This is a genomic window from Delftia sp. Lp-1 (assembly GCF_020523835.1).
In the GTDB taxonomy this organism is placed as follows: Bacteria; Pseudomonadota; Gammaproteobacteria; order Burkholderiales; family Burkholderiaceae_C; genus Comamonas; species Comamonas acidovorans.
Genome location: NZ_JAJALJ010000003.1, coordinates 197,787 through 212,034 on the forward strand (window position 1 = coordinate 197,787; position 14,248 = coordinate 212,034).

General features: G+C 67.0%; 10 protein-coding genes. 3 read left to right on the forward strand and 7 right to left on the reverse strand.

What is annotated here, in order from left to right; all coding sequences use genetic code 11:
- Positions 1–18: 18 nt before the first annotated feature.
- Together LGR64_RS21910 and def are read right to left on the reverse strand one after the other, a co-directional pair.
- Entirely contained in the window at positions 19–558 is a 540-nt protein-coding gene (locus LGR64_RS21910) for a hypothetical protein (protein ID WP_063327534.1), read from the reverse strand.
- A complete protein-coding gene (gene def / locus LGR64_RS21915) occupies positions 555–1,067 on the reverse strand; it encodes a peptide deformylase (RefSeq protein WP_012202765.1) in 513 nt (170 codons plus the stop codon). Before def ends, LGR64_RS21910 begins: the two co-directional genes overlap by 4 nt.
- A gap of 199 nt (positions 1,068–1,266) precedes the next feature.
- On the opposite strand from def, the gene LGR64_RS21920 reads away from it, so the two are divergent.
- On the forward strand, positions 1,267–2,472 hold the full coding sequence (locus LGR64_RS21920; protein ID WP_034389740.1) for a LysM peptidoglycan-binding domain-containing protein: 1,206 nt from the start codon (positions 1,267–1,269) through the stop codon (positions 2,470–2,472).
- 25 nt (positions 2,473–2,497) lie between these two features.
- Positions 2,498–3,715: a DNA-processing protein DprA gene (dprA, locus tag LGR64_RS21925; protein WP_034389742.1), complete on the forward strand. Its 1,218-nt coding sequence runs from the start codon at positions 2,498–2,500 to the stop codon at positions 3,713–3,715.
- A 115-nt stretch (positions 3,716–3,830) separates the two neighbouring features.
- Here the strand turns inward: dprA and LGR64_RS21930 are convergent, their stop codons facing one another.
- The 5 genes from LGR64_RS21930 to LGR64_RS21950 form a co-directional block, all read right to left on the reverse strand.
- Positions 3,831–6,224, reverse strand: coding sequence for a DUF1631 family protein (locus LGR64_RS21930; RefSeq protein ID WP_141830879.1), 2,394 nt, complete (start codon positions 6,222–6,224; stop codon positions 3,831–3,833).
- Positions 6,225–6,263: 39 nt separating this feature from the next.
- Complete coding sequence (gene secF / locus LGR64_RS21935) at positions 6,264–7,214, reverse strand: protein translocase subunit SecF (protein ID WP_012202769.1); 951 nt, start codon at positions 7,212–7,214, stop codon at positions 6,264–6,266.
- 13 nt (positions 7,215–7,227) lie between these two features.
- Complete coding sequence (gene secD / locus LGR64_RS21940) at positions 7,228–9,150, reverse strand: protein translocase subunit SecD (RefSeq protein ID WP_013804608.1); 1,923 nt, start codon at positions 9,148–9,150, stop codon at positions 7,228–7,230.
- Between the two features lie 91 nt (positions 9,151–9,241).
- On the reverse strand, positions 9,242–9,577 hold the full coding sequence (gene yajC / locus LGR64_RS21945; protein ID WP_012202771.1) for a preprotein translocase subunit YajC: 336 nt from the start codon (positions 9,575–9,577) through the stop codon (positions 9,242–9,244).
- 331 nt (positions 9,578–9,908) lie between these two features.
- Entirely contained in the window at positions 9,909–13,490 is a 3,582-nt protein-coding gene (locus LGR64_RS21950; protein ID WP_088165783.1) for an indolepyruvate ferredoxin oxidoreductase family protein, read from the reverse strand.
- A gap of 188 nt (positions 13,491–13,678) precedes the next feature.
- Here LGR64_RS21950 and LGR64_RS21955 point away from each other — a divergent pair, with 188 nt between their 5' ends.
- On the forward strand, positions 13,679–14,182 hold the full coding sequence (locus LGR64_RS21955) for an Lrp/AsnC family transcriptional regulator (protein WP_012202773.1): 504 nt from the start codon (positions 13,679–13,681) through the stop codon (positions 14,180–14,182).
- Positions 14,183–14,248 lie beyond the last annotated feature (66 nt).

The following is a 14,248-nucleotide window of genomic DNA, read 5'->3' on the forward strand; positions in this document are numbered from 1 at the left end:
GTGGGACGGTGTGCAGGCTCAGCGACGGTCGTCGTCGTTGAACACTTCGTCGGTGAACATCACGCGGCGCACCACGCCGGCGGGGTCGATATGCACATGGGCCTGGCGGCGAATGCCATTTTCCAGAATACGGTAGGTCCAGATGTCGCCGTTGAAACTGTAGACCCTCTCGATCAGCGCAGGCGGGCCGAAGAGCTGACGCACGCTTTCGCGGGTGTCCTCGCCATTGCGCAGGGCGTGGAAGCGTTCGATGGTGAGCGCCTGCTCCACGCGCACCAGGCGCTGGCTGGCGTCGAAATCCATGTGGTAGACCTGCTGGCCCGCAGGCTGCCGGCTGTAGACCAGGCGCGTGCCGCCACCGTCCAGCGGCAGGCTCAGGGTCGGGCGGCCCATGGAGCGCTCGATCTCGGAGCGCGGCGTGCCGGGCTTTTGCCACTCGGGCACGGCGCAGCCGGCAAGCAGCAGGGACAAGGCCAGGGCAAGCAGCGCCCAGGCAACGAGGCCCGCGCCGTCCATCTTCCAGCGCGGCATGAAGCGAAGCGCTGGCAGGTGGGTCATGCGCGTTCTGCCTGTTTCTGCTGCTTGAGCAGCTTGGTCTTGATGCGGTTGCGCTTGAGCGGCGACAGGTACTCGACGAAGACCTTGCCCATCAGGTGGTCCATCTCGTGCTGGATGCAGATGGCCTTGAAGCCTTCGGCCTCGATGATGCGTTCGTTGCCGTTCTCGTCCAGCGCCTTGACCTTGATGGCGGTGGAGCGCTCGACGCCGTCGTAGATGCCGGGCACCGACAGGCAGCCTTCTTCGCCCAGCTGCGTTTCCTCGCTGGCCCAGAGCAGCTCCGGGTTGATCAGCGCAAAGGGCTCGTCACGGCCTTCGGAGACATCGACCACGACCACGCGCTCGTGCACGTTCACCTGGGTGGCTGCCAGGCCCACGCCCTGGGCGTCATACATGGTGGCGTACATATCCTGGACCAGCTGGCGAATGCGGTCATCGACCTTGGCAACCGGCTTGGCGACGGTGTGCAGGCGGGGGTCGGGATAGCAAAGAATGGGCAGAATGGACATGGCGTGGTCGGTGAATGTCGTTATTTTCGCCACTTTTCTGCCTGGGCGCAGCGGGACGACGCAATAAGCGTTGCCCTCTCATGGCCTTGCACGCAGAATCTTTGCTGATTTGTAAGACCTGTATGGCCGTTCATGACAAGATCGGCCGTGCCGCAGTGCCTAGGAGGGACGCTGCGTCAGCCACAAGAAGAGGAATTCCATGACTGCATTCGCCACAGCTCGTACCTGGACTGTCGCAACGGCCCTGATCGCTGCGTTCGCAGCGGCCCACGCGCAGCAGCTTCCGGTGACGGCATCGCAGCGCTCGGCCGCCCAGCAGGTGGCCCAGCAGGGCGTTCCCGTGGGCGAGCTGGCGCCCGATGCGCCCGACAGCTACACCGTCAAGCGCGGCGACACGCTGTGGGGCATCTCCGGCATGTACCTGCGCCGTCCCTGGCGCTGGCCCGAGCTGTGGGGCATGAACATGCAGGCCATCGCCAATCCACACCTCATCTATCCGGGCCAGGTGCTGTACCTGGACAAGCGTGATGGCTATGCCCGCCTGAGCACGGCGCGTCCCATGGGCGACGGTGGCGAGCCCGGTGTGGTGCGCGTGTCTCCGAGCACGCGCAGCGAGTCGCTGGCGCAGGCGGCCCTGCCCACGCTGCAGCCCCATCTGATCGAGCCCTTCCTGGCCGAGCCGCTGGTGGTGGATGCCGAAACGCTGCTGCGCGCACCCCGCCTCATCGCCACCACGGACGAGCGCGTGCTCATGGCCAGCGGTGACCGCGCCTATGCGCGTGGTACGGCCGAGGCGCCGCTGCGCAAGGGCGACGGCCTGCCGCGCCAGTACCGTGTCTTCCGCGATGCGGTGGCGCTCAAGGACCCCATCTCCGGCGAGGTGCTGGGCTACGAGGCCAAGTACCTGGGCCTGGCCGATCTCATCGAGGGAGAGACCTCGCTGGAGATCGTGGACAGCAAGGGCGAAAAGCACGAGCAGGCCTCCCCCGCCACGGTGGACCTGTCGCGCGCCAAGACCGAGATGCGTGCTGGCGACCGCCTGCTGCCCGCACCGGAACGAACCTACATGAACTATGCGCCGCATGCGCCGCAGGCTGCCGTGAAGGCCCACGTGGTGTCCCTGTACGGCGACCAGGCCGTGCGCTGGGCGGCCAACAACCAGGTCATTGCCATCAACAAGGGCACGCAGGACGGCATGGACGTGGGCACGGTGCTGGAGCTGATCCGCCGTGGCGTGCGCATCGTGGACAAGACGGGCGACAAGAAGGAAGAAGTGCAGCTGCCCGACGAACGCAATGGCCACGCCATGGTGTTCCGCACCTTCGATCGCGTCTCCTACGCGCTGATCCTGGAGGCACGGCGCGGCGTCGAGGTGGGCGACAGCCTGACCTCGCCGGCTCCCTGAGCCCCAGCGGCCTGCCGGCAACGCCATGGCGGCCGCCTTGCAGTCCACCGACCGGCTCGCTCCCGAGGAGCTGTCCGCCTGGCTTCGGCTGCTGCTGACGCCCGGCGTGGGCCGCACCACGGCGCGGCGCCTGCTGGCGGCCTGCGGTGGCGCGCAGAACATCTGGAGCGGCCCTCCAGCCGCCTGGCACGGCCTGGTGACGGCGGCACAGGCCCATTCGCTGCAGACCGTGCCCCAGCGCCTGGAGCAGCTTGTGGCGGCCACGGTGCAATGGCTGGACCAGCCCGCTTCCGGGCAGTTGCATGCCGTGCTTGCGCTGGGCCATCCCCAGTATCCGCAGGCGCTGCTGCAGACCGAAGATCCGCCGCTGCTGCTGCATGTGCAGGGCAGCGAGCGCTGCATGACAGGTTCTGGTCCCTGGTTCCCCTATCCACAGTCCCTGGCCATGGTCGGCAGCCGCGGGCCGACGGTCCAGGGCGCGGCCAATGCGCGCGCCATGGCGCAGGCGCTGGCCGAGGCCGGCCTGTGCATCGTCTCCGGACTGGCGCAGGGCGTGGATGGCGCTGCCCATGAGGGCGCACTACGCGCGGTGCTGCGCACGGGCGCCCAGGCGGCGCCCGTCACCATTGCCGTCGTGGGCACGGGCCTGGACCAGGTCTATCCACGGCGCCACATCGGCCTGGCCCGCGAAGTGGCCAGCCACGGGCTGATCGTCAGCGAATATCCGCTGGGCACCGGCCCCATGGCCGCACACTTTCCGCAGCGCAACCGCATCATCGCGGGCCTGTCGCAGGGCACGCTGGTGGTCGAGGCGGCCCTGCAATCGGGCTCGCTGATCACCGCAAGACTGGCCAGCGAACAGGGCCGCGAGGTCTTTGCCATCCCCGGCTCCATCCACGCGCCCCAGTCGCGCGGCTGCCATGCGCTGCTGCGCCAGGGCGCCAAGCTCGTGGAAACGGCGCAGGACGTGCTCGATGAGCTGCAGGGAACGGCCGTGCGCCTGCCGCTTGCCAAGCCCGTACCGGCAGCAGCGGCGGCAGCGGCAGCTGTTCAGCCCGCCCAGGACCATGAGAACGACGCCACCCTGCGCGCCCTGGCCCACGACCCGCTGTCGCTGGACGAGCTCATGGACCGCACAGGCATGGATGCCGCAGCCCTGCAGGCCCACTTGCTGGAGCTGGAACTGGAAGGCCGCGTGGAGCGCCTGCCCGGCGGCCTGTTCCAGCGCCTGGCCCAGGCCTGATCTCAAAAACTGGCGCGTCCCCAAGCGGGAGATGCCGAGCAAGAGCCGCCTCGCGGCGATGGCATCGTCCCCCTCCCCCGCGAAGCGGGTAGAGAGGGGGAAGGCGCGTAGCGCCTCAGGGGGAGCTTAGCCTTTCAGGGTTCGCCTGAATCTTCTCCAGTGCATCGCGCGTCGCGCGCACCGTGAGCGCCTCTTCGTCATGCACGGACAGCAGGCCGGACTGCAGGTAGGAGGCCATGCGCCGCAGCTGCAGCAGGTGGCAGGTGCCATCGAGCGCGGCGAACAGGTGAAGCTGCTTGCGGCGGCTGCGCCAGGTGTATTGCACCTGGATGCGCGCGCCGTTGTGGTCCAGCGTGAACCAGCGGCCCGGCTCCAGCGAGGTGGCCCACTCCAGCATCACCGGGTCCACGGGGGTGTTGGTGCTCGGGATGACGTTGAGCCCGGCCGTGTCCACGCCCAGGATCATCTCGATGTTCTCGGGCGACAGCGGCATGTCCTCGTCGAGCATGCCGTCTTCGCTGATGTACTGCTCCAGATGGGACAGCCGCTGGGCCATGGCCTCGATGCGGGCCGGTGCGATGGTCGCTGTCTTGGAGACGAAGGCTTCGGCCAGCGTGTCGGTGACCAGCTTGATGCGTGCGGACTGCCCCTCGCCCGTGACGCCGATCAGGGCCAGCCCTTCGCGCAGTGTCTGCAGCAGCGTCGGCAGCGTCTGGATCACGCGCGAGCGTTCCTGGCGCGTGGGCTTGGCGCTGGCGGCCCAGACCAGTTCGCTGGCGGCCTGCTTGAAGCGCATGGTGCGCGCGTCCTTGGCGCCGTGGCGCACGGCGGCCAGTGCCAGCACCTCGGTCCAGGTCTTGAACAGGAACTCGCGGATCTCTTCGCGCACCGGCATGTCGGTGAGCAGGTGGCGCAGCTCGATCGTGTACTGGATGGCCAGGGTTTCCTTTTGCTCCACCTGCTGGGCCACGCTCACGATCTTGGCCTTGTCCTGCGACTGGGTCAGGTAGCGCGCCAGGAAGTCCTCGAACTCGCGCAGCACCAGCACGAAGACCTTCTGGCCGGTCTCCGGGTACTGCTCGATGACCTGGACGATGCGCCGGATCTCCGACTCCAGCGCGCTGCCGCTGATGCTGGAGGCGTCGAACCCCATCACGCACGAACCCAGGCGGTCGATCAGCAGCCGGGCCGGGTGGCGCAGGTTGCTGAAGAATTCCGGCTCGGCCAGGGCCACGCGCAGCACGGGCACCTGCAGCCGGGCAAACCAGACGCGCACCGAGGGCGGGATGCGGTCCTCGGTCAGGATGGCCTGGAACATCAGGGCCACGATCTCGATGGTGGCCTTTTCACCCGAGGTGGTGGCCTTGCGCTTGAGCTCGGCCGAGCGCTCGCGCACCTGGCCCACCAATTGGCCGATGGCGGCCGGGCTGGCATCGATTTGCAGCGTGGTCAGTCCCCGGGCCAGCATCTGCTGGTACTGCGTCTGGGCCACGACGCGCTGCTCCAGCAGGGCCTGGGTCAGCGCGGCCGATGCGGGGGCCTGCTGCAGGCCACCGCCCACGCCGCCCACGCCGGGCACCAGGCCCGGCACGCCCACGCCCGGCTGCGTGAGCAGGCGGCGCAGTTGGCCCACGACTTCATGGGCGCGGTGGCGTGCGCGCGAAAGTGTTGTCAGGCCCACGGGCATCTGGCCCTGGGGCAGTGCTCCGTTGGGCGGATAGGAGGCGGCAGCGCCCGGCACGCCGCCCATCTGCGTGGGCGCATAGGCCGAGGAAGACTGCGAGGTCGAGGCAGGCGCCGTGGCCGGGCCCAGGCCCATGGCGCGCGTGGAGTGGCCGCCCTCGGTGCGCCGCACCCGCATGGCCACGTCCTGCGAACGGGTGACGCCCTGGCCGTCCAGCAGCTGGTGGGCCGCCTGGTATCCGGCCACCAGCAGCGGTGCCAGGGCTGTCTGCAGCAGATCGATCACGCGTTGCAGATCGCCGCGCTGCAGGCCGCTGGCGAGCCATTGCTCGACCAGATGGCGGCACACGGACTCGCTGCGCAGAATGTCGTCGGATGGCAGTTCCTGGTTTTCGATGGCCTGCATGCGCAGGCGCAGCGTATCGAAGACGGGTGCCGTGGTTTCCCCCATGGCCAGCGCCATGCGGGAGGCCAGGATCTTGTTCTCCACCACATCGTCGCTGAGCAGCTCGAACTGCAGCGCCCCGCGCTGTGGCACGGAGGCCGGTGTGGCCCTGCCCGGCTGCAGTGCGCCCTGCAGGGCCTGCATGCAGGCATTCAGCCAGGCCGCCTGGTGCTGGCGGTAGCTGGACCAGGCCTCGCGACGCTCCTGCATTTCACGTGCGGTGCCCACGGCCTGGGCCTGTTGTTCCATCTGGGCCAGCAGCTGCTGGGCCACGCCGGGCAGGCCCTTGCACAGTCCACGCACCCAATGCAAACGCGCCTGCTGGCCCAGTGAGGACTGGGTGCCAGCAGGCGCGTTGGAAGGGGTGGGCAGGGAGGGCATGCCCGCGAGTGTAAGCCGGTCTGGAGCTAGAACATTCGCTTACACAGTAGCGCCGGCGTTGGGATCGTTGGGGTCCGTGGAAGCCTTGGGCGCCTTGATCAGATCCTCGCGCTTGACGCCCAGCCACATGGCGATGGCGGCGGCCACGAAGACCGAGGAATAGATGCCGAACAGGATGCCGATGGTCAGCGCCAGCGCAAAGTAATGCAGGCTGGGACCGCCGAAGAAGAACATGGACAGCACCATGGCCTCGGTGGAGGCGTGGGTGATGATGGTGCGGCTCATCGTGCTGGTGATGGCGTGGTCGATCACCTCGGTGGTGCTGAGCTTGCGGAACTTGCGGAAGGCTTCGCGGATACGGTCGAAGATCACGACCGACTCGTTGACCGAGTAGCCCAGCACGGCCAGCACGCCGGCCAGCACGGACAGCGAGAACTCCCACTGGAAGAACGCGAAGAAGCCCAGGATGATGACCACGTCGTGCAGGTTGGCGATCACGGCGGCCACGCCGAACTTCCATTCGAAGCGCATGGCCAGGTAGATCACGATGCCCAGCACCACGAAGCCCAGTGCCATCAGGCCGTTGTGCATGAGCTCGTCACCCACCTGCGGGCCCACGAACTCGGTGCGGCGCAGCGTGACTTCGGCGTCTTCCTTCTTGAGCGCCGTGAGCACCTGCTCGCTTTGCTGCGCGGAGGACACGTCCTTTTGCACTGGCAGGCGGATCATCACGTCGCGCGACGTGCCGAAGTTCTGCACCGTGACGTCGCTGTAGCCCAGCTTGGAGACGGTATCGCGCACCTTGGCGATGTCGGCGGTCTGGGTATAGGCCACCTCCATCACGGTGCCGCCCGTGAACTCCACGGACAGGTGCAGGCCGCGCGTGAGCAGGAAGAACACGGCCAGCGCGAAGGTGATGAAGGAGATCGCGTTGAGGACCAACGCGTACTTCATGAAGGGGATGTCTTTGCGGATGCGGAAGAACTCCATGGTCTTCCCCCTTTCAGTTGTTGGCGCCGGAATCGGCGACGCTGGAACCCTTGGCAGCCACGGAGCGCAGCTGGCTGGTGTCTTCCGGTTTCCAGACCTGGCCGATGGAGATGCTCTTGAGCTTCTTGCGGCGGCCGTACCAGAGGTTGACCAGACCGCGCGAGAAGAACACGGCCGAGAACATGCTGGTCAGGATGCCGATGCAGTGCACCACGGCGAAGCCGCGCACCGGGCCGGAGCCGAAGGCCAGCAGCGCCAGGCCCGCGATCAGCGTGGTCACGTTCGAGTCCAGGATGGTGTGCCATGCGTTCTCGTAGCCCGCATGGATGGCGGCCTGCGGCGAGACGCCGCCGCGCAGCTCCTCGCGAATGCGCTCGTTGATCAGCACGTTGGAGTCGATGGCCACGCCCAGCGCCAGCGCCATGGCGGCGATGCCGGGCAGGGTCAGCGTGGCCTGCAGCATGGACAGGATGGCCAGCAGCAGCAGCACGTTGACCGACAGGGCCACCGTGGAGATCACGCCGAACAGCATGTAGTACACGCACATGAAGGCCGCGATGGCCACCAAGCCCCAGACCACGGAGTGGATGCCGCGGTTGATGTTGTCGGCGCCCAGGCTGGGGCCGATGGTGTATTCCTCGATGATCTCCATGGGCGCGGCCAGCGAGCCGGCACGCAGCAGCAGGGCCGTGTCGTTGGCTTCCGCCGTGGTCATGCGGCCCGAGATCTGCACGCGTCCGCCACCGATCTCGGTACGGATCACGGGAGCCGTCACGACCTCGCCCTTGCCCTTTTCGAACAGGATGATGGCCATGCGCTTGCCCACGTTCTCACGCGTGATGTCCTTGAAGATGCGCGCGCCCTTGGCATCGAGCACCAGGTTGACCGTGGGTTCCTGGGTCTGGCTGTCGAAGCCGGGCTGTGCGTCGGTGAGGTTCTCGCCGGTCAGCACGACCTGCTTTTGCACGATCACGGCCTGGGCGTTGCGGTCCAGGTAGCGCTCGGAGCCGAAGGGTACGGGGCCCGAGCCCAGCTCGGCGCCGCGCGCCTCGGAGGATTCGTCGACCAGGCGCACTTCCAGCGTGGCCGTGCGGCCCAGGATGTCCTTGGCCTTGGCCGTGTCCTGCACGCCGGGCAGCTGGACGATGATGCGGTCCAGACCCTGCTGCTGGATCACGGGCTCGGCCACGCCCAGCTCGTTGATCCGGTTGTGCAGGGTGACGATGTTCTGCTTGAGCGCCTGCTCCTGCACCTTGCGCAGGGCTTCGGGCTTGATGGAGGCCAGCAGCTTGAAGCCGGCGCCATCAGGCTCGGAGGTGGCTGCCAGATCGGGGAACTGGTCGGTGACCAGATTGCGTGCGGCCGTGAGCATGGCCTCGTCGCGCACGCGGATCTCGACGGTGTTGCCGTTGCGCGAGACGCCGCCGTGGCGGATGTTCTTGTCGCGCAGCGAGGTGCGCAGGTCGCCGGCAAAGGAGTCGGCCTTCTTGGTCAGGGCCGCAGCCATGTCCACCTGCAGCATGAAGTGCACGCCACCGCGCAGGTCCAGGCCCAGGTACATGGGCTTGGCGCCGACGGCCGTGAGCCATTGCGGCGAGCGCGACACCAGGTTCAGCGCCACGATGTAGGCCGGATCGTTGGCATCGGGGATCAGGGCCTTCTGGATCACGTCCTTGGCCTTGAGCTGCTCGTCGGGCGTGTTGAAGCGCGCCCGCACCGAGGTGCCCTCGATGGTCAGCACATCGGGCTTGACATCGGCAGCCTTCAAGGCCTCCTCGACCCTGTGCAGCACCGCGTTGTCCACCTTGACGGTGGCCTTGGCCGAGGAGACCTGGACCGCAGGCGCCTCACCGAAAAAATTGGGCAGGGTGTAGAGCACCCCCACCAGCAGCGCGATCACGATGATCGCGTACTTCCAGACCGGATATCGGTTCATGATCGCGCTCTTCGCTCTTTGTAGACAGCAACGCACAAAAGGGTGTGCTGCCGCCTGCGCGGTCCGCACACCCACAAGACAGGGACAGCGCTTACTTCAGCGTGTCCTTGGGCAGCACCTGTACGACGGCGCTGCGCTGGATCTGGACTTCCACACCCGAGGCGATCTCGATGTGCAGGAATTGCTCGGACATGCGTGTCACGCGGCCGATGATGCCGCCGGACGTTGCCACTTCGTCGCCCTTGGCCAGCGCCTCGATCATGGAGCGGTGCTCCTTCTGGCGCTTCATCTGGGGGCGGATCATCACGAAGTACAGCACCACGAACATCAGTGCCAGCGGTGCCATGCCGTACAGCTGCGACATGAAGTCGCCACCGGAGGCTGCTGCTGCGGGTGCGGTCTGGGCAAAAGCGGAAGAAATAAACACGGGCAAGACTCCAGGATTGGAAGGTCGAAAAAGGGTCGCTGCGCACGCCGTATGCACGGGCCCGCGCAGGAGAACGGAGCATTGTATGCGTCAGCCCTGACCCACATGGGCTGCCAGGATCTGGCGGCTGCGGGTTTTTCGGCGACGATGGCTGCAACTGGCTGCCATCTGCCGTTTTTAAAGGGGTGGAGCGCGGTTTTTCGTGATTTTTGCGCCCGGCTTGACGGTCCATGAAACGGACCCTGACGGAGCCGCGCCGCCCACACCTTGCGGTGCGGGCGGCGGCAGCGATCTTACAGGAGGCCCCTGGAGCGGGGCGGTCCGTGTGGTTTCAGGCGACGCCGACGGCGGGCTTGCCCGTGCTGCCCGCACCCCGTGAAGGTGCGCTCCAGCGTGCCATCAGCGCCTTCCACTTGATGCGGGCCGCTGCCAGATTGCGCTCCTTGACATGGCCGTAGCCACGGATGTCCTCGGGAATGCTGGCGATCTCCACGGCCAGCGCCAGGCGCTCGGGCGTGAGTTCGGCCAGCAGGCCTTCGATGCACTGGCGGTATTCCTGGATCAGGGCGCGCTCGGTGCGGCGTTCCTGCGTGCGGCCGAAGGGGTCCAGCGCCGTGCCGCGCAGGCCCTTCATCTTCGCCAGCACTTCCATGGCCTTGCGCATCCAGGGACCGTAGGACTTCTTGACCAGATGGCCGTGCTCATCCTTGCCGGCCGACGACGGTGGCGCCAGGTGGTGGACCACGCGGTAGTCGCCCTCGAACATGCCGGCGATGCGCTGGCTGAAGGCCGCATCGGTGTGCAGGCGCGCGACCTCGTACTCATCCTTGTAGGCCATGAGTTTGAACAGATAGCGGGCCACGGCCTCCGACAGGCGCGTGCCGGAGCCCGCCACGCCGCGCTCGGCGGCATGGATCTTGTCCACGAAGGCCTGGTACTCGGCCGCATAGGCGGCGTTCTGGTAGCCCGTGAGGAAGTCCACACGCTTGGCCACCATCTCGGTCAGCGAAGGCTTCTTGACGAACTGGATCACCTGGGCCGTCTGGAACAGGGCGCGCACGGCAGCCAGGTCATGGGCGCAGCGGCGGCCCCACTCGAATGCGGCCTTGTTGTTGTCGGCCTGCACGCCGTTGAGTTCGATGGCGCGCATCAGCGCCGCATGCGACAGCGGCACGCGGCCCTTTTGCCAGGCGTAGCCCAGGATCAGCGGATTGGTGTAGATGCTGTCGCCCAGCAGTTGCACGGCCACCTGCTCGGCGTCGAAGCTGCCCAGCAGCTCGGGGCCCACGGCCTGGGCCAGTGCGCTGGCGCAGCGGTCGTCCGGCGCCTGCCAGTCAGGGTTGGTGACGAAGGCTGCCGTGGGCGAGCCGTGGCTGTTGAGCGCCACGAAGGTGCGGCCCGGCTGCATCACGGACATGGTGGTCGGCGTGGCCGTGACGATGGGGTCGCAGCCGATCACCAGGTCGGCCTTGGCCATGTCCACCTTGGTGGTGTAGATGGCCTCGGGACGGTTGGCGATCTGGATGTGGCTCCAGGTGGAGCCGCCCTTTTGCGCCAGGCCGGCCGCGTCCTGGGTGATCACGCCCTTGCCCTCCAGGTGGGCCGCCATGCCCAGCAGCGAGCCGATGGTGATTACGCCCGTGCCGCCGACGCCGGCCACGACGATGCCCCAGGCCTGCTCGGCCACGGGGAGCACGGGCTCCGGGATGGCGGGCAGCATGGACAGATCGCCCTTTTTCTCCTTCTTGGGCTTCTTGAGCTGTCCGCCTTCGATGGTGACGAAGCTGGGGCAAAAGCCCTTCACGCAGGAGTAGTCCTTGTTGCAGGTGTTCTGGTTGATGCGGCGCTTGCGGCCGAACTCGGTCTCCACCGGCTCGACCGACAGGCAGTTGGACTGCACGGAGCAGTCGCCGCAGCCTTCGCAGACCAATTCGTTGATGACCACGGTCTTGTCGGGCGTGGCCAGCGTGCCGCGTTTGCGGCGGCGGCGCTTTTCGGTGGCGCAGGTCTGGTCGTAGATGATGGCCGTGCAGCCCTTGAGGGTGCGGAACTCGCGCTGGATGCGGTCCAGCTCGTCGCGGTGGTGCACGGTCACGCCCTCGGCCAGCGGCACGCCGTCGTACTTGGCGGGTTCGTCGGTGACGATGACCAGTTTGGCCACGCCCTCGGACTTGAGGCTGTTCATGATCTGCAGCACCGAGTGGCCCTCGGGCCGCTCGCCCACGCGCTGGCCGCCCGTCATGGCCACGGCGTCGTTGTACAGCAGCTTGTAGGTGATGTTCACGCCGGCCGCGATGCTCTGGCGTATCGCCAGCAGGCCGCTGTGGAAGTAGGTGCCGTCGCCCAGGTTGGCGAAGACATGGGCGTCCTTGGTGAAGGGCGCCTGGCCCACCCAGGTCACGCCCTCGCCACCCATCTGCGTGAAGGTGCTGGTGGAGCGGTCCATCCACACCGTCATGTAGTGGCAGCCGATGCCGGCCACGGCGCGGCTGCCCTCGGGCACGCGGGTGCTGGTGTTGTGCGGGCAGCCGCTGCAAAACCATGGCACGCGGTCGCCCGTGGGCTGGCTCTGGGCCACCTTGAGCGCGGCCTCGCGGGCGTCCAGCACGGCAATGCGCTCGTGCATGCGCTGGGCGATGTGTTCGGGCACGCCGATCTTGGTCAGACGCTGGACGATGGCGCGCGCGATGAGGGCCGGCGTCAGGTCCGCATTGGGGCGCAGCAGCCAGTCCTGGCTGGGATTGGGCACCGACCATTCGCCGCCGTGCTCATCGCTGAACTTGCCGACCACGTTGGGCCGCACGTCGGAGCGCCAGTTGTACAGCTCTTCCTTGATCTGGTATTCGATGACCTGGCGCTTTTCCTCCACCACCAGGATTTCCTGCAGGCCGCGCGCGAAGTCGCGCGTGATGGTGGCCTCCAGCGGCCAGACCACGTTGACCTTGTGCACGCGTATGCCCAGCTGGCGGCAGGTGTCGTCGTCCAGGCCCAGGTCGGCCAGGGCCTGGCGCATGTCGTTGTAGGCCTTTCCGCTGGCGATCAGGCCGAAGCGGTCGTTGGGACCGTCGATCACGTTGTGGTTGAGCCGGTTGGCGCGCACATAGGCCAGGGCCGCATACCACTTGTAGTTCATCAGCCGCTGCTCCTGCTCCAGCGGCGCATCGGGCCAGCGGATGTGCAGGCCACCGGGCGGCATCTGGAAGTCCTCGGGCAGGATGATGTTCACGCGGTCCGGCTCCACCGACACGCTGGCCGAGGACTCCACCACCTCCTGGATGGTCTTCATGCCCGACCACAGGCCGGAGAAGCGGCTCATGGCAAAGGCGTGCAGCCCCATGTCCAGGATGTCCTGCACATTGCTGGGAAAGAATACCGGCGTGCCGCAGGCCTTGAAGATGTGGTCGCTCTGGTGGGCGGCCGTGCTGCTCTTGCTGATGTGGTCGTCGCCGGCCAGCGCGATCACGCCGCCGTGCCTGGCCGTGCCCGCCATGTTGGCGTGCTTGAACACGTCGGAGCAGCGGTCCACGCCCGGGCCCTTGCCGTACCACAGGCCAAAGACGCCGTCGAACTTCTTGGTCTCGGGATAGAGATCCAGTTGCTGCGTGCCCCAGACGGCCGTGGCGCCCAGCTCTTCATTGACGCCGGGCTGGAAGACGATGTTGTTGGATTCGAGGTGCTTTTTCGCGGCCCATAGCGCCTGGTCATAGCCGCCCAGCGGGGAGCCCCGGTAGCCGCTGATGAAGCCTGCGGTGTTCAGGCCCGCTGCAGCGTCGCGCTGGCGCTGCAGCATGGGCAGGCGCACAAGGGCCTGTACTCCGCTCATGAACGCACGGCCGTGCTGCAGAGCGTATTTGTCGTCGAGAGTGACCGTCTCCAGGGCGCGGCGCACGTCTTCGGGCAGTGGGGCATTCATGGCTTGTCTCCATCGATGGTCGGCGCCCTGTCATGTCCTGCCCGGAACGGGAAAGAGGCATGCACGGCACTCGTTGTCTGAACCAAATCGCCTTTTTTCAGTGTATTCGTGCTCGTCTGATAGGTCTTTGCTTTCTTTGCGCTGTTTCAAGTATTCTTGGCAAGAATCTTTCTTGAAAACGGTGTTTTGTGCAAACTTTGGACAAATTCGACATTGCCATCCTCGGCCACCTGCAGGCCGATGCGCGGCTGACCAATGCCGAGCTGGCCCAGCGCGTGGGCCTGTCGGCCGCGCCCTGCTGGCGCCGTGTGCGGGCGCTGGAGGAGGCGGGCTTCATCCGCGGATACCACGCCGACATTGACCGCCACAAGATCGGCCTGGGCGTGCTGGCCTTCGTGCGGCTCGATGCCGTGCGCACGGCCGGCACGCTGACGCTGGAGATGGAGGACGCCATCCGCAAGCTGCCCGAGGTCGTGACCTGCCACTACATCAGCGGCACCGGCACCTTCGAGCTGCAGGTGGTGGCGCGCGACCTGGACAGCTTTGCGCAGTTCGCGCGCAACACGCTGCTGAACCTGCCCAATGTGAAGGACATGCAGACCAGTTTCTCGCTGGGCGAGATCAAGTCCAGCCATGCGCTGCCCCTGTCCCAGCTGGGGCCCATGGCGGGCAAGGGCCTGCCGGACCAGTAGCCGCACGCCGGCGGACTGGCCTATGAAGGTCGCGCCGAAGCGACAGTGTGCTCCTGCAAAAGGAGC

What these genes read in the sequence shown, in the direction of transcription:
- dprA (WP_034389742.1), top strand. Translation starts at nt 2,498, where the DNA reads ATGGCGGCCGCCTTGCAGTCCACCGACCGGCTCGCTCCCGAGGAGCTG.
- LGR64_RS21950 (WP_088165783.1), bottom strand. Translation starts at nt 13,490, where the DNA reads ATGAATGCCCCACTGCCCGAAGACGTGCGCCGCGCCCTGGAGACGGTC.
- LGR64_RS21920 (WP_034389740.1), top strand. Translation starts at nt 1,267, where the DNA reads ATGACTGCATTCGCCACAGCTCGTACCTGGACTGTCGCAACGGCCCTG.
- secF (WP_012202769.1), bottom strand. Translation starts at nt 7,214, where the DNA reads ATGGAGTTCTTCCGCATCCGCAAAGACATCCCCTTCATGAAGTACGCG.
- LGR64_RS21930 (WP_141830879.1), bottom strand. Translation starts at nt 6,224, where the DNA reads ATGCCCTCCCTGCCCACCCCTTCCAACGCGCCTGCTGGCACCCAGTCC.
- LGR64_RS21910 (WP_063327534.1), bottom strand. Translation starts at nt 558, where the DNA reads ATGACCCACCTGCCAGCGCTTCGCTTCATGCCGCGCTGGAAGATGGAC.
- def (WP_012202765.1), bottom strand. Translation starts at nt 1,067, where the DNA reads ATGTCCATTCTGCCCATTCTTTGCTATCCCGACCCCCGCCTGCACACC.
- secD (WP_013804608.1), bottom strand. Translation starts at nt 9,150, where the DNA reads ATGAACCGATATCCGGTCTGGAAGTACGCGATCATCGTGATCGCGCTG.